Raw genomic sequence first — 14,944 nt, forward strand, 5'->3', positions numbered from 1 at the left:
GAAGGATCGATCAGAAGTCGTAGCGACCGGTGACGCCGAGGGTGCGCGGCGTGCCGAGCAGGCCTTCATAACCGCCGTTGCCGCCGGTCCACAGGGTCGTGTAGTAGGTTTTGTCGAAGGCGTTTTTCAGCCACAGCGAGACGTCCCACTGACCCTGATTGAAATCACCGCGCAGGCCGGTGGAGAGATTGACCACCGCGTAACTCGGGATCTGGCCGTAGTCGGAATCCTCGACGGTGCCCACCGCTTTGGAGCGGAATGCGTAGCTGCCGGTGACGTAAGGTTGCAGCCCGTTGGCCAGATTCCATTCGTATTTGCCGTTGGCGTTGCCGATCCATTTCGAGGCACCGACGACCTGATGACCGCTGAGGTCGCAAGAGGCCGGAGCCCCCGGTGCCAGGCTGACTTCCGGCGGGCACGGCGCGTCTTTGTACGAGAGGTAACTGACGTCGTTGAACGAGCCGTTGAAGTTCAGGGTCAGGCCACGCAGCGGGATCACGGTGCTTTCGAATTCCACACCACGCGAGCGCACAGAACCGGCATTGGTCAGGTATTGCACGCGGTTGACGTCATCGTAGGCGTTGGTCTGATAGGCGTTGACCTGAGTCCAGAACAGGTTGGCGTTGAGCTGCAGGCGGCGGTCCCACAGGGTGCTCTTGAAGCCGAGCTCGGCGTTGTTGGCGCGCTCCGTGCCGATCAGCAGCGAGTCGGCGCCAGCGGTCGGAGCGGAACCGACCACGAGGTTGACCCCGCCGGATTTTTCGCCGTGGGACAGCGTGGCGTAGCCGAGCAGATCATCGGTAATGCGATAGCTGAGGTTGAGCAATCCGGATGGGCTGGAGCTGTACTGGTTCAGATCGCCAGAGTCGTAAGCGCCGGTACGTCCGCGTCGTGCAGTGGCCGCTGCACCGGTGACAGCGGCGCCACCGACCGGTGCATCGCGAGTGACCCAGGCATTCTTCTCTTCATAGGTGCCGCGCACCCCGGCGGTGAAATCCAGGCGCTCGGTGAGGTGCCAGGTGCCTTGGGCGAACAGGGCGAAACTGTCAGTCTTGATGTGACCGTTGCCGACGCTGCCGACGTTGGCCAATGCGCCCCGTGGCGTGCCGTTCCAGATGTCGGCCTGCGGGCCGTAATAGGCGAAGGATTTGTTGTCCAGATCCGAACCGAAGTAGTACGCGCCTAGCACGTAATCAAAGAACTCACCCTTGGGCGATGCGAGGCGAAATTCCTGCGAGTACTGTTTGTCCTCGACGGAAACCCCGGCGTTGTAGGTCGCCGCGACATTGAGGCCATCGTCGTTGGCCGGGGTGAAATTCCAGAAGCGATAGGAGCTGATCGACGTCAGGGTGAAATCGCTCGGCAACGTCCAGTTAGCCTCCACCGATGTGCCGCCCTGATGCACCGTGACGTGCTGGTCGTTGTCCAGATTGACCTTGCGGTGCGAGCCGTTGACCAGCGTTGCGCCGGCGGCGTTGGCCCGCGACTGATAGAGGTTGACGCCGTTGATGGTCGGCCCGGTGTTGTACAGCACGCGGGTGCCGGCGCTGGAGTCCTCTTCGTTGTAGTCACCGATCCAGCGCAGATTGAAATCTTCGTTGGGCTTGAACAGCAACTGCGCACGGAAGCCGTCGCGGGAACCGCCGTTCAGGTCATGACCGTTGAATTCGTTTTTGATGTCGCCGTCGCTGCGGGTGCGATAAGCGGAAATGCGCCCGGCCAATTGATCGTTGAGCGGTCCGGAAAGCGTGCCCTTGGTCTGGAAATAACCGTCCTCGCCGACCGAGGTTTCGATGCTGCGCTCCGGGGTGAAACTCGGCGCGCGGGTGCTGATGTTGATCACCCCGGCGGTGGTGTTTTTGCCGAATAAAGTACCTTGCGGCCCGCGCAGGACTTCGAGCTGTTCGATGTCCATCAGGTCGAACACCGCCATCCCCGGACGGCCCAGATAAACGTTGTCGATGTACAGGCCGACGCTGCCTTCCAGACCGTCGCTGGCCGGGTTGTTGCCCAGGCCCCGGATCGACACGCTGGACTGGCGCGCATGCATGTAGGCGACGTTGACGCTGGGCACCAGTTGCTGCAGATCCTGAATCCGATAGACCCGTTGCGTCTCCAGAGTCTGGCCGCTGACCACGCTCATCGGCGTCGGTACATCCTGCGAACTTTCTTCGCGACGGCGAGTGGTGACCGTCACGGTCTCCAGTTGCGAAGTGGCGGTGGCGTTTTTGCCTGCCGGGGTCGGTACAGGGTTTTGAGCTTCATCGGCGTAACCCTGATTCCAGCTGGCACTCCCCGCCAGCAACAGGGCCAGAGGCAAGCGTTTGAGCCGTCGTGGCGGCGGCGGTGAAGCGAGGTTCAACGGACTCATGGGGCTGCTCCTGGTCAAAAAACACGCTGACATCTTCTGTGCCGCATATTCTTTTAAGTTATTTATTTATGTTTTTACAAAGATTTACTGCATAAGAGATTGCCTTTATAAGGAGTCGACCTAATGCATATCCAATGCATTTCCCGGATATTTTTTATGTGAAAAATGCATATCGACTTGCGCCAGCTCCGCCACTTCATCGCCCTCGCCGAACAACGCAGCTTCGTCGCGGGCGCGCAGGCGGTGAACCTGTCGCAGTCGGCATTCAGCCGCAGCATTCAGGCGCTGGAGCACAGCGTCGGTTGCCAGTTGGTGGATCGCGGGCGCAAGGAATTGCCGCCGACCAAACAGGGCCAGGTGCTGCTTGAACACGCACGGCGACTGGTCAGCGGCGCCCAGCAAATGGCCAATGAGATCAGCCAGTTCAACGGGCTGGAGGCGGGAGAGTTGCGCTTCGGTTGCGGCCCGGCGCCGGCGGCTGGATTGATCCCACGGGCGATCGGCAGTTTCATCGGCCGATACCCGAAAGCGCGGGTGCATTACCAGGTCGATGACTGGCAGAGCCTGAGCAAGCGGCTGCTGAGCGAAGAGTTTGAATTTTTCGTCGCCGACACCCGGCATTTCGAGGCGGATCCGGATTATCTGACCTACCGATTGCGGCCACGCAAATGGCATTTCTGCTGCCGCGCCGGCCATCCGCTGGCTGCTTTTGAGCGGGTCTCGGCCGAGCAATTGATGAGTTATCCACTGGCGGTCAGCATTCGCCCGCCGAATCTGCGCAAGGTCATAGTCGACCTCAGTGGCCGCCCGGATTTCATACCCAATGTCGAGTGTGAGAACAGCGCCAGTCTGCTCGGTGTAGTGCTGCGCTCCGACGCGATCGGCATCGTCGGTGCCTATTCGGATGCGCTGCATCAGGCCCGGGGTGAACTGGTGTGTTTGAAAATCGAGGGGTTGGCGGATGATCTCGAGGAGCTGTACACGCGTTACGGAATTGTCAGTCGCGCCGGGTATCGGTTGTCGCCATTGGCCGAGGCGATGATCGAGCAAATCAAGGCGATTGATGCGGTGGATGAGGAGGTGTGCTCGCTGGCAAACCTCGCCGTCTGAGCCCATGCGTTTCATGCATCACAAGCATTCCCCGAATGCACTTGCCGAACACCCTCGCCGAAAGCGAAAAACCTCGCCTGTCTTTCTGACTGGTGAACCCCATGTCCAACCCGCAAAACCCCGTGCGCAATGTGCTGTACATCATGTGCGATCAACTGCGCCGCGATTACCTGTCCTGCTACGGCCACCCGCACCTGCACACCCCGAACATCGATCGCCTGGCCGCTGCCGGCGTGCGCTTCAGCCGCGCCTACACCCAAGGCACGATCTGCGGGCCGTCGCGGATGTCGGCCTACACCGGGCGTTACGTCAGCAGCCATCAGGTGGCGTGGAACGCCGTGCCGCTGCCGCTGGAAGAACTGACCATCGGCGATTACCTGCGGCCCCACGGCATTCGTACTGCGCTGGTCGGCAAGACCCACGCCACGGCCAACGTGGATGCCTTGCAGCGGCTGGCGATCAACCCTGAAAGCGCACAGGCCGAAATGCTGAATGAAGTCGGCTTCGAGCCGTACTTTCGACACGACGGCATCTTCCCCGACGACCCGCGGTTCGATGACAAACGCGAATCCGCGCCGTACACCCGTTACCTGCGCGAGCAGGGGTTCGAGGGGCGTAACCCCTGGCACGACTGGGCCAACGCGGCCGAAGGTGACAACAGCGAAATTCTCAGCGGCTGGAAAATGCGCAACGCCCATTTGCCGGCGCGAATTCCCGAGCAACATTCAGAGACTGTCTACACTACAAATCGAGCCATCGACTTCATCGGTGAGCAAGGTGAAAAACCGTGGTTTTTACACCTGTCCTATATCAAACCCCACTGGCCCTACATCGTACCGGCGCCGTACCACACTTTGTACAGTACGAAATCGATTCTCGAACCGGTACGTAATGCCTCTCCAAGCGACCACCCGGTCTATCAGGCCTTTCGCCAGCATGAGGAAAGCCTGAACTTCTCCAAAGATCCGGTACGACAGAATGTGATCCCGACGTACATGGGCCTGGTCAAACAGGTTGATGACCAGTTGGGGCGGCTGTTCGATTTCCTGCAAAGCAACGGTCGCTGGGATGACACCTTGATCGTGTTCACCAGCGATCACGGCGACTTCCTGGGCGATCACTGGCTGGGGGAGAAGGAGTTTTTGCTGGAGCAAGCGGTGGGCGTGCCATTGATCGTGCGCGACCCGCGTGCGGCGGCGGACATCACACGGGGCACGGTGGACGAACGCCTGGCGGAAACCATCGACGGCGTGCCGACCTTTCTCGAAGCACTGGGCGTGACTGGCGCGGAGCATCGACTGGAAGGTCGCTCGTTGATTCCATTGCTGCACGGTGAAAACCCTGACTGGCGCCACTATGCGATCAGCGAATACGACTACGCCTTCCAGGCCCCGGCACGGGAGCGACTGGGCCAGCCGATCGACCGTTGTCGCATGACCATGGTGCGCAGCGAGCGCTGGAAATACCTGGCGTACGACGGCTTCCGGCCGCAGCTTTTCGATCTGTTGAATGATCCACAGGAGCTGCAGGATCTGGGCGCCGATCCTACGTATGCGGCGGTGCGCGAGGAGCATGCGGGGTATCTGTTCGAGTGGGTGCGCGGGCTGAAGCGGCGCACGACGATCAGTCATCAGGAGATTGATTTGCGTGGGCAGCGGTTTCGTTATGGGGAGCCGGAGACGGAGAAAATGGTGCAGATCGGGGTTTGGTGACAGTGATCGTTCCCACGCTCCGCGTGGGAATGCAGCCCGGGACGCTCTGCGTCCCAAAGCGGACGCAGAGCGTCCATTGAGGCATTCCCACGCAGAGCGTGGGAACGATCATCTTAATCGCGCCCTTTGATGGTCTGGCTACGCTGCCCGTTCGCCCCGACCGGCACTTCCCCTTTGAGCGTCACCCGACGCACCACCCGGTCCTGAGTGCCGTAATCATCAATCGCGTAATGCTGCGTCGAACGGTTATCCCAGATCGCCACATCACCGGCCTTCCAGCGCCAGCGCACGGTGTTTTCCTGACGAATCACATGACTCTGCAACAAGCCGAACAGGTGCGCCGAATCAGCCTGGGAGTAACCCTTGATGCGTTTGACGAAATGCCCCAGCAGCAAGCTTTTTTCGCCGCTGATCGGGTGTACGCGGACCACCGGATGCTCGGTCTCGTAGACGGTCGAGGTGAAGATCTTGCGATAGCGCTCAAGCTTCTCCGCCGACACGTCCGGCTTCGCCCCGGCGTAGTCGTACTCGTTGCTGTGCACGGCCACCAGTTTGTCCGCCAGCTCGCGCAATTCGGTCGGCAGTTCGTTGTACGCGGTCGCGGTGTTCGCCCACAGGGTGTCACCGCCGAATGCCGGAGCCACCACCGAGCGCAGGATCGACGCTTTCGGGTAGGCATCAACGAAGGTCACGTCGGTGTGCCAGGAATTGGCTCGCTGCCCTTCGGCGCCATCCAGCTCCAAGAGATAACGAGTGCCCTCGCGGGACGGCACAGTCGGATGCGCCACCGGCTCGCCGAGCAAATGTGCAAAGGCTTCCTGGCGCTGATCGTCAAGTTGAGTCTGCTCGCGGAAGAACACGACCTTGTATTGCACCAGCGCCTGTTGAATGGCTTCAACCGTCGCGGCATCCAGCTCACCGGACAGGTGCACGCCCCGGATTTCGGCGCCGATACGGCCGGCCACCGGATGAATCTCCAGCGCGTGGACAGCGGGTTTTACAGCGAGTGCGGCATTGCTCATGGGTAGACCCTCATCGACTGCTTGCGGTTGGACGGCAGCGAAACAACGCTCTATCTATATTCCATTTACATCTAATAGATATTCACATGCTTCGTTGACGGAATAAGAGCTTGCATTTAAAACCTCAAGCAACCCTCGTCGCAAATGCCTTCGAGCTATTTTTAGGATGCCGGAAAAGCATATGGATCTTCGCCAGTTGCGCTACTTCATCGCCCTCAACGAACACCGCAGTTTTGTCCGCGCGGCCGATGCCATGGGCATCACTCAACCGGCGTTCAGCCGCAGCATTCAAGGGCTGGAGCAGGAGTTCGGCTGCGTGCTGGTGGATCGCGGCAACAAGGATCTGCGCCCCACGCCCGAAGGCCAGGTGGTGCTGCAACACGCCTTGACCCTGGTGCAGGGCGCGGCATTGCTCAGCGCCGAGGTGACGCAGATGACCAAGCTCGACGCCGGCGAACTGCACTTCGGTTGCGGACCGGCGCCAGCGGTGAAACTGGTGCCGGACGCGGTGGCGCAATTCATCAATGCGCACCCGAAAGTGCGCACCTGTTTTCAGGTGGATAACTGGGAAAAACTCAGCCGCGCCCTGAGCCGCGAAGAGATCGAATTCTTCATCGCCGACATCCGCCATTTCGAGTCCGACCCGAACTTCCAGACCCAGCCGCTGACACCCAAGCGCGGGGTATTTTTCTGCCGGCCGGGGCATCCGCTGCTGGCCAAGGAAAGCCTGTCGACCAACGACATGTTCGACTACCCGCTGGCGACCACGCTGATCCCGCCGGGCATTCGCAAACTGCTGGCGAACCTCAGCGGCCGGATCGACTTTTCCCCCACCATCGAGACCGAGCATTTTCCGGCGCTGGTGAAAGTGGTGTTGCAATCCAACGCGATTGGCGTGGGCACTGAAGAGGCGTTTGTCGAAGACATTGCCCAGGGCTCGCTGGCGCTATTGCACTGGCGCAACCTGCCGCAGAATCTGGAAAGCATGAATGCGCGGTGCGGGATTGTGAGCCGCACGGGATTCCGGCTGTCACCGGCGGCGCGGGCGATGATCGAGACGTTGGTGGCGGTGGATAAACAGGAAATCAGTGTCGCGGTTTAAGGATCCTTCCCACGCTCAACGTGGGAAGGATCACATCACTCAGAGCTTCGCAGCCGCCAGCTCAGGCGCCACCCACTCGTTCACCTTGAACGGCTTGCGGATCAGCTTCTGCTGCGCCGCCAGATCCACCTTGCCCTGCAGGTTTTCGAGGAACAGAGGATCCAGTGTCGACGGGAACACTTCGCTCAGGTTCTGATCCTTCAGATCCTGAGTCAGGATGACCGGCGGATAGCTCGCCAGCCCCGAAACCAGTTGCACGTAGGCGTCCTTGTTGCTGTCCTGAGTCAGCCACTCTACCGCCTGTTGCTGCGCCTTGAGCAGCTTCGCCACGGCTTCCGGGTGCCCGTCGACAAACTTGCCGGTACCCACCAGCACCGACTGCACACTGCCGGCACCACCGAGGTCCTTGGTGTTCAGTGGCAACTCGGCCAGGCCCTTGGCCTGCAAGGCAGAGAGCCCGGAGCTGCCCCACGACGCATCGATCTGCTTCGCCGCCAGCGCGGCAACCGCTGCGTTGAAATCGAGGTTGATCACCTTCACGTCCTTCTCGCTCAGGCCCACGCTGGCCAATGCCGCATCGAACGACAACTGGGTCGCGGTGCCCCGGAAGATCGCCACGCGCTTGCCCTTGAGATCCTGCAACGTTTTGATCCCCGAACCCGGCACCACGCCCAGGTATTGCTTCACACCCCGGGCGCTGGCGCTGAGCAGACGCGTATCCAGCCCGTTGGACTTGCCGATGATGGCCGCCAGATCACCCAGATACGCCAGGTCCACCTGACCGTTGGCGAACGCCTCGTTGATCACCGGCCCGGCGCCCTTGAAGAAACTCCACTGAATCTTGATGCCCTGATCGGCGAAGGCCTTTTCGAAGATCTGCTGATCGCGCAGCACGTCCACGATGCCCCCGCCGCTGTGCTGGGTGCCGGCGCTAAGATCAGGCACGGCGATCCTGATTTCCTTGAGTTCGTCGGCCTGGGCAGAGAACGCCAGCAGACCCGCCAGTGCCGGCGCGGCAAACAGGCTGATGACACGTTTGAAGGGAAGGTTCATGGGTGCGGCTCCTGATCACGGCGGGCATTGAGGAGCCGAAAGTAGGCGCAATCCGTACCAGCGCTTAAATACTTAAAAAGCACATTTTTATAGCTTTTAAAGCTAAGCCAGCAAAGTCGGGACATACAGGCCGGTATGCATGGAGAGCATCGAAAATATTCTTCGAATGCATTGGATGCGTGCAGGGCTGGAGGCCTTAAATGGCGCTGCTTATCTCCAAAATGATTATTTTTTAATTTACTTATAACAATTGGTTTTTAGCTAATTCCGCTGACTCGATCCAACCCGACAACGGAGGTCACCCATGGCCCGTGAATCCCTGCTCAGCCTGCCACTGGCCGCACCGCCGTTGAAAAACCGGCGCACTTGGCCAAGCCTGAGCCACCGCGTTTTACCCTGGCTACTGCCGCTTGGACTGTTCGCCCTGTGGTGGCTGGCGGCGCGCAATCAATGGATGAGCGAACAGATCCTGCCGGCGCCATCGCTGGTGTGGAGCAGTGCCGTCGAGCTGTCCCAGGGCGAGTTGTGGAGTCACTTGTGGATCAGCCTGCAACGACTGTTCTGGGGCCTGCTCGCCGGGATCTCGGCTGGTGCCGTACTCGGTGCAGCGCTGGGGTTCAGCCGTCGCCTCGAACGCCTCATCTTTCCGACCTTCGCCGGTCTGGCCCAGGTGCCGACGCTGGCGTGGATTCCGCTGTTCATGGTGTTTTTCGGTATCGGCGAAACACTGAAACTGGTGGTGCTGGTCAAGGCCATCGTGGTGCCGGTGACCCTGCACACACTGGTCGGCGTGCGTGACGCACAACCGAAACTGCGCGAAGCCGCCGCCGTGTTGCGCCTGCCGCCACGCCTGCTGATCCGCCGACTGGTGCTGCCCGCCGCCCTCCCGGCGTTCATGGCCGGCGTGCGTCTGGCGCTGGCCGCTGGCTGGACTTCATTGCTCGCGGTGGAACTGCTGGCCTCCAGCGAGGGCATCGGTTACCTGATGGTCTGGGCGCGGCAGCTGTTCATGCTCGACATCGTGTTCGTGTGCATCGTGGTGATCGGCCTGATCGGCGTGGCGATGGATCGCGGCATCGGCCGGCTGGACAGAAAACTGGTGCACTGGCCGCACCCGGCCACGGCAGAAATTCGTCGCGGGCCGCGCTATGAAGGCTGGCAGCGCGTGCAGCCGTGGCTGTTGCCGCTGGGGTTGTTTGCGCTGTGGCAACTGGCGGTCGATCAGCAATGGGTCGACGCCAACATTCTGGTCAGCCCGTTGGCGGTGCTTGAGGCGACGAAAAACGGATTGCTCGATGGCACGTTGATCTCGGGCATGGTCCTGAGCCTGGGTCGCACACTCGGCGGCCTGTTGATTGGCGGCGGCCTCGGCCTCGTTCTGGGTTTGCTGCTGGGTCTTTCGCGCACCAGCGAACGCGTGCTCGGCCCGACTCTCGCCGCGCTGCGGCAGATCGCGATTTTCGCCTGGGTGCCGCTGTTGACCGCATGGTTCGGTCTGGGCGAGTTGGCCAAGTGGGTGTTCGTCGCCCTTGCCGCGTTTTTCCCGCTGTTCGTCGCCACCCAGCGCAGCGTCGCCAACCTTTCGCCACAACTCAACGAAGCCGCGCAGGTGCTGCGCCTGAGCCTCGCTCAACGCCTGCGCCGACTGGTGCTGCCGGGCGCCGCGCCAGGGATTTTCGCCGGGCTTCGACTGAGCCTGATCTACGCCTGGCTCGGCACCATCGGCGCCGAATATTTCATGCCGTCCAACGGCGGCATCGGCAGCCAGATGATCGGCGCCCAACAACTGCTGCGCATGGACCTGATCATGGCCGGGATGCTGCTGGTCGGCCTCACCGGCGCCCTGCTCAACCTCATTGGCCAACGCCTGGAAATCCGCGCCACCCGCTGGAGACACGCATGAACGCACCGATTGTCAGCTTCACCCACGTAGGCAAATCCTTCGACGTCGACGGCTTCGAACTGGAGGCGATTCGCGAATTCAACCTCGACATCGCCGAGGGCGAATTCGTCGCCATCGTCGGCTCCAGCGGCTGCGGCAAATCCACTCTGCTGCGCTTGCTGGTGGGCCTCGACACACAGTTTCGCGGGCAGATCACGGTCGATGGCAAAGCCGTCAGCGGGATCGGCGGCGAACGCGGCATCGTGTTTCAGGAACACCGTTTGTTCCCGTGGCTGACGGTGGCCGACAACATCGGCCTGGGCCTGGTCAACGAACCGCTGGCTGCCTCCGAAAAGCAGCAACGCATCAACGACTTCATCGAACTGGTGGGCCTGCGCGACTTCACCCGCGCCTACCCGCATCAACTCTCCGGTGGCATGGCGCAGCGCGTGGCGATTGCTCGCGGGCTGGTGGCGAGCCCACGGATCCTGCTGCTCGACGAACCCTTTGGCGCCCTCGACGCGCTGACCCGCCAGCAGATGCAGGACGAGCTGCTGGCGATTCGTGAACGGGCAAAAATCACCACGATTCTGGTCACTCACGATGTCGAGGAAGCGATTTTCCTCGCTGATCGCGTGGTGGTGATGGAACCGCGCCCCGGCCGGATCAAACAGGTGGTGGACATCGCCCTGCCCCATCCGCGCCAGCGCAGCAGTTTCGACTTCCACCAATTGCGCGAAGAACTGCTGCACGAACTGACCAGTGATGACCATTACCAACCGAGCGTGCCGGTACAGATCCGTGATCTGCCGTTGTCGTTCATTGCCTGCTGAACAGGAGCCTGTTGATGCCGCAACGTCCCAACTTTCTGGTGATTCTGGCCGATGACCTCGGCTTCTCCGACATCGGTTCCTTCGGCGGCGAAATCGCCACACCGAACCTCGATGCCCTGGCCAACAACGGCCTGCGCCTGACCGACTTTCACACTGCACCGACCTGCTCGCCGACCCGCTCGATGCTGCTCACCGGCACCGATCACCACATCGCCGGCATCGGTACCATGGCCGAAACGCTGACGCCGGAACTGATCGGCAAACCGGGTTACGAGGGTTACCTCAACGACCGCGTCGTCGCGTTGCCGGAGTTGCTGCGCGAGGCCGGCTACCAGACGTTGATGAGCGGCAAATGGCACCTGGGCCTGACCGCCGAACTGGCGCCCCACGCCCGTGGCTTCGAGCGCTCGTTCTCGCTGCTGCCCGGCGCCGCGAACCACTACGGATTCGAACCGACCTACGATGAACACACGCCGGGATTGCTGAAATCCACCCCTGCGCTGTACATCGAAGACGACACTTTCATCGACGAATTGCCCAAGGATTTCTATTCCTCCGACGCTTTCGGCGACAAGCTGTTGCAGTACCTCAAAGAGCGCGATCAGAGCCGGCCGTTCTTCGCGTACCTGCCGTTTTCCGCGCCGCACTGGCCGTTGCAGGCACCCGCCGACATCGTCGAAAAATACCGTGGCCGCTACGACGCGGGCCCCGAAGTCTTGCGCCTCGAGCGTCTGGAAAAACTCAAATCGCTGGGGCTGATCGAGCCGGATGTCGAGCCGCATCCGCTGATCCAGCTGACCGCACAATGGGCTGCGTTGAGTGATGAGCAGAAGCAGATTTCCGCGCGGGCGATGGAGGTCTACGCCGCGATGGTCGAGCGCATGGACTGGAACATCGGCCGCGTCGTCGACTACCTGCGCCAGCAAGGCCAACTCGACAACACCTTCATCCTGTTCATGTCCGACAACGGTGCCGAAGGCGCGCTGCTGGAGGCTTTCCCGAAATTCGGCCCGGAGCTGGTGACTTACCTGAGCCAGCATTACGACAACAGCCTCGACAACATCGGCCGCGCCAACTCCTACGTCTGGTACGGGCCGAACTGGGCGCAGGTGGCGACCGCGCCCTCACGCCTGTTCAAGGCGTTCACCACCGAGGGCGGGATTCGCGTTCCGGCACTGTTGCACTATCCGCAGCTGCCGCTGAAGGGGCAGATCAGCCATGGTTTCGGCACGGTGATGGACATCACGCCGACCATTCTCGATCTGGCCGGCGTGCGCCATCCGGGCAAGCAGTGGCACGGCAAACCGGTGGCGCCGTTGCGTGGCAAATCGTGGCTGGGGTTCTTGTCCGGCGAAACGGCGCAGGTGCATGACGAACACACCGTTACCGGCTGGGAACTGTTCGGGCGCCGGGCGATTCGGCAGGGGCAGTGGAAGGCGGTGTGGATCCCCGGGCCAGTGGGGCCGGCGACCTGGCAGCTTTATGATCTGGGCAGTGATCCGGGGGAGATTCATGACCTGGCGTCGAGTCAGCCGCAGAGGCTTGAAGCGCTGATCGAGCATTGGCAGCGGTATGTGGAGGAGACCGGGGTGATTTTGAGTGAATCGCCGTTTCAGCCGGATTGAGATTGCCGGATACAACGCTATCGCCGGTTGGCCGGCGATAGCTTCGAATACCTTCAAGCCTGAGCCGTCTGCACTTCTTTCTGCACCACCTCTTCTTTGCGAACAAACCGGTTCGCCCGCCCGAACGTCCCGAAATCGTTAAACCGAACCCCCATCTCCCGCATCACTTTGTGCGCCACCGGCACCGTCAGCTGGCGAATGTAGAACGGCTCCTTCACCACAAAATGATGAATCCCGTGACTGCTGCCGAAGTTGAAGCAGAACGCCTGCAACGGCCACAGCCACCAAGGATTCAACACCTGGCACTGCTGAAGCACATTACCCGGCTCCACATCCCCGTAGTAATGCATGTTCGAACTGATGAAGTGCAGGCAAAAGGTGCGCAACACGTTCGGCCCGATGATCACCACAGCAGCGATGTCGATCACTTGCATCACCGACAACGTGGTCGCTGACCATTCAATCGGCGAGCCCATCAAGTAGGCGATGCCATTGGCCGCATGGAAACCGAGAAACACATACCACGCACCCCAATGCACCAGCGCCAGCGGCGCGTAGACCTTCAGCGAGCGTTTGATGATGCTGAACTTGTGCGTCCATGTCCTGGCCCGCAGCATGCGGATGAACGCCGACATCACGTTGTCGCCGACCATCAGCAACCGCGCAAATCCCCAGGGTTCACCGTTGGTGATCGCCCGCTCTTCCATGTCGGTTTCGGTGCCGGACACCTTGTGGTGATTGAGGTGCAGATGACGACGGATCCACGGGTTGATCGTGCTCGGCCGCGCCAGCCACACCAGGCCCATCATCAGGTTGTGCGGCACGCGCTGTTTGCGGAAATACATGCTGTGAATCAGGTCGTGTTCGAGCTCATGGGTCAGCGAGGCAAAAAACGCGTTCAGCAACAGGCATACCCACCAAGCCATGTGCCCGCTGATGTAGAGCGCCGCCGAACCGATCATCCCGGCCAGCGCGAAGGCCAGAATCCCCGCGCCGAGGGCGTCCTGATGGTTGAGAATCGGGTAGCGCTCGCGCAGCTCGACGCCTTTGGCCAGCACCACTTCGCGAATATGCGCTGATCGCTGGGCAGCATTGTGTCGCTGGGGACTTGCAGAAGTACGGTCCATGCTTCCATCCTCTGGTTATTGATGTTCGCATCCTGCCCTGTGCAAGTTCCGAACGCGGTAGCCGAGAACGCCAACCTGTTGACCGGAAGCGCCAATCAGCATGAAGGAACCGACTTCTCTCGCCAGCTGGACCCGTGCCCTGCGCAAGCAACTCGACGCGCTGGGGCTGGACAGCACTGCCCTGTGCCAGCAGGCCGGGCTCGATCCACAATTGATGGACGACCCGAACGCCCGCTATCCGTTGTCCGCCACCACGCGCCTGTGGGAAATCGCGGTGCAGGTCAGCGGTGATCCGGCGATCGGTTTGCGGGTGTCGCGATTCGTCAGCCCCACGACATTTCACGCGCTGGGATACGCGTTGGTGGCCAGCGGCAGCTTGCGGGAAGTGTTCGAGCGGATCGTGCGTTATCACCAGGTGGTCAGCGACGCACTGGAACTGGAGCTGACGCGCACCGAAGACCGCTACCGGTTTCGCCTCAAGATCCCGGCCGACAACCCGGCCCCGGCGTTCGAAGCCATCGACGCCTTCGCCGCAATCTACGTGCGCACCTGCCGCAATCGCCTGGGCCGCGACTACGCGCCACTGGCGGTGTATCTGCGTCGGCCTGCACCGGCCGATGAGCACCAGTGGCACAAAGTGTTCCGCTCACCCGTGCATTTCGCCGCCGAAGAAGACCGCATCGAATTTGCCCTCACCGACTTCGACAGCCACCTCGACGACGCCAACCCGGAACTGGCCGAGCACAACGAAGCAGTGCTCAAACGCACCCTCGCCCAGCTCAAGCCGCTGACCTGGGAGCGCAAAGTCCGCGACGCCATCGAAGAACAACTGCCCGAAGGCGAACCCAGTGCCGAACGCATCGCCCAGGCCTTGCACCTGAGCCTGCGCAGCCTGCAACGGCACTTGGCGGACGAGGGTTGTCGCTTCGACACGCTGCTGAATGAGAGCCGCGAGAACCTGGCGCTGCTGCACCTGCGGGATCCGCACTGCTCGTTGAGCGAGGTCAGTTATCTGTTGGGGTTTGCTGATACGAGCAGCTTCAGTCGCGCGTTCAAACGCTGGACGGGAATGACGCCGGGGCAGTTTCGGGATCAGTTGCGCTGATC

Annotated in this window: 11 protein-coding genes; 7 read left to right on the plus strand and 4 right to left on the minus strand. The window is 61.3% G+C overall.

What is annotated here, in order from left to right:
* Positions 1 to 10: 10 nt before the first annotated feature.
* Positions 11 to 2,371: a TonB-dependent receptor gene (locus AC3WRD_RS02245; protein WP_102620575.1), complete on the minus strand. Its 2,361-nt coding sequence runs from the start codon at positions 2,369 to 2,371 to the stop codon at positions 11 to 13.
* A 165-nt stretch (positions 2,372 to 2,536) separates the two neighbouring features.
* Here AC3WRD_RS02245 and AC3WRD_RS02250 point away from each other — a divergent pair, with 165 nt between their 5' ends.
* Both AC3WRD_RS02250 and AC3WRD_RS02255 read left to right on the plus strand, forming a co-directional pair.
* Positions 2,537 to 3,481, plus strand: coding sequence for a LysR family transcriptional regulator (locus AC3WRD_RS02250; RefSeq protein ID WP_096821871.1), 945 nt, complete (start codon positions 2,537 to 2,539; stop codon positions 3,479 to 3,481).
* A 101-nt stretch (positions 3,482 to 3,582) separates the two neighbouring features.
* On the plus strand, positions 3,583 to 5,193 hold the full coding sequence (locus AC3WRD_RS02255; protein ID WP_102620574.1) for an alkaline phosphatase family protein: 1,611 nt from the start codon (positions 3,583 to 3,585) through the stop codon (positions 5,191 to 5,193).
* Between the two features lie 113 nt (positions 5,194 to 5,306).
* Here the strand turns inward: AC3WRD_RS02255 and AC3WRD_RS02260 are convergent, their stop codons facing one another.
* Positions 5,307 to 6,215: a TauD/TfdA dioxygenase family protein gene (locus AC3WRD_RS02260; protein ID WP_102620572.1), complete on the minus strand. Its 909-nt coding sequence runs from the start codon at positions 6,213 to 6,215 to the stop codon at positions 5,307 to 5,309.
* Between the two features lie 181 nt (positions 6,216 to 6,396).
* Between AC3WRD_RS02260 and AC3WRD_RS02265 the strand changes: the two genes are divergently transcribed.
* Positions 6,397 to 7,317, plus strand: coding sequence for a LysR family transcriptional regulator (locus AC3WRD_RS02265; protein WP_039764497.1), 921 nt, complete (start codon positions 6,397 to 6,399; stop codon positions 7,315 to 7,317).
* A 39-nt stretch (positions 7,318 to 7,356) separates the two neighbouring features.
* Here the strand turns inward: AC3WRD_RS02265 and AC3WRD_RS02270 are convergent, their stop codons facing one another.
* A complete protein-coding gene (locus AC3WRD_RS02270; protein WP_102620571.1) occupies positions 7,357 to 8,370 on the minus strand; it encodes an ABC transporter substrate-binding protein in 1,014 nt (337 codons plus the stop codon).
* Between the two features lie 304 nt (positions 8,371 to 8,674).
* On the opposite strand from AC3WRD_RS02270, the gene AC3WRD_RS02275 reads away from it, so the two are divergent.
* The 3 genes from AC3WRD_RS02275 to AC3WRD_RS02285 are packed head-to-tail and all read left to right on the plus strand — an operon-like array spanning position 8,675 to position 12,710.
* The gene (locus AC3WRD_RS02275) at positions 8,675 to 10,273 is read left to right on the plus strand and encodes an ABC transporter permease (protein WP_102620570.1); all 1,599 of its coding nucleotides are present in this window, start codon (positions 8,675 to 8,677) and stop codon (positions 10,271 to 10,273) included.
* Complete coding sequence (locus tag AC3WRD_RS02280) at positions 10,270 to 11,085, plus strand: ABC transporter ATP-binding protein (RefSeq protein WP_096821867.1); 816 nt, start codon at positions 10,270 to 10,272, stop codon at positions 11,083 to 11,085. The genes AC3WRD_RS02275 and AC3WRD_RS02280 overlap by 4 nt, the downstream gene beginning before the upstream one ends.
* Before the next feature lie 14 nt (positions 11,086 to 11,099).
* Positions 11,100 to 12,710: an arylsulfatase gene (locus AC3WRD_RS02285; RefSeq protein ID WP_102620569.1), complete on the plus strand. Its 1,611-nt coding sequence runs from the start codon at positions 11,100 to 11,102 to the stop codon at positions 12,708 to 12,710.
* Positions 12,711 to 12,763: 53 nt separating this feature from the next.
* Here AC3WRD_RS02285 and AC3WRD_RS02290 read toward each other — a convergent pair whose 3' ends face one another.
* Entirely contained in the window at positions 12,764 to 13,837 is a 1,074-nt protein-coding gene (locus AC3WRD_RS02290) for a fatty acid desaturase (protein WP_102620568.1), read from the minus strand.
* 100 nt (positions 13,838 to 13,937) lie between these two features.
* On the opposite strand from AC3WRD_RS02290, the gene AC3WRD_RS02295 reads away from it, so the two are divergent.
* Positions 13,938 to 14,942, plus strand: coding sequence for an AraC family transcriptional regulator (locus tag AC3WRD_RS02295; RefSeq protein ID WP_102620567.1), 1,005 nt, complete (start codon positions 13,938 to 13,940; stop codon positions 14,940 to 14,942).
* The last annotated feature ends 2 nt before the right edge of the window (positions 14,943 to 14,944 follow it).

This window comes from Pseudomonas sp. FW215-R2 (assembly GCF_058789255.1).

Excerpts from the sequence above, each read along its gene's own strand:
- AC3WRD_RS02270 (WP_102620571.1), bottom strand. The coding sequence starts at position 8,370 with ATGAACCTTCCCTTCAAACGTGTCATCAGCCTGTTTGCCGCGCCGGCA.
- AC3WRD_RS02260 (WP_102620572.1), bottom strand. The coding sequence starts at position 6,215 with ATGAGCAATGCCGCACTCGCTGTAAAACCCGCTGTCCACGCGCTGGAG.
- AC3WRD_RS02285 (WP_102620569.1), top strand. The coding sequence starts at position 11,100 with ATGCCGCAACGTCCCAACTTTCTGGTGATTCTGGCCGATGACCTCGGC.
- AC3WRD_RS02245 (WP_102620575.1), bottom strand. The coding sequence starts at position 2,371 with ATGAGTCCGTTGAACCTCGCTTCACCGCCGCCGCCACGACGGCTCAAA.
- AC3WRD_RS02265 (WP_039764497.1), top strand. The coding sequence starts at position 6,397 with ATGGATCTTCGCCAGTTGCGCTACTTCATCGCCCTCAACGAACACCGC.
- AC3WRD_RS02255 (WP_102620574.1), top strand. The coding sequence starts at position 3,583 with ATGTCCAACCCGCAAAACCCCGTGCGCAATGTGCTGTACATCATGTGC.
- AC3WRD_RS02250 (WP_096821871.1), top strand. The coding sequence starts at position 2,537 with ATGCATATCGACTTGCGCCAGCTCCGCCACTTCATCGCCCTCGCCGAA.
- AC3WRD_RS02275 (WP_102620570.1), top strand. The coding sequence starts at position 8,675 with ATGGCCCGTGAATCCCTGCTCAGCCTGCCACTGGCCGCACCGCCGTTG.
- AC3WRD_RS02295 (WP_102620567.1), top strand. The coding sequence starts at position 13,938 with ATGAAGGAACCGACTTCTCTCGCCAGCTGGACCCGTGCCCTGCGCAAG.
- AC3WRD_RS02290 (WP_102620568.1), bottom strand. The coding sequence starts at position 13,837 with ATGGACCGTACTTCTGCAAGTCCCCAGCGACACAATGCTGCCCAGCGA.
- AC3WRD_RS02280 (WP_096821867.1), top strand. The coding sequence starts at position 10,270 with ATGAACGCACCGATTGTCAGCTTCACCCACGTAGGCAAATCCTTCGAC.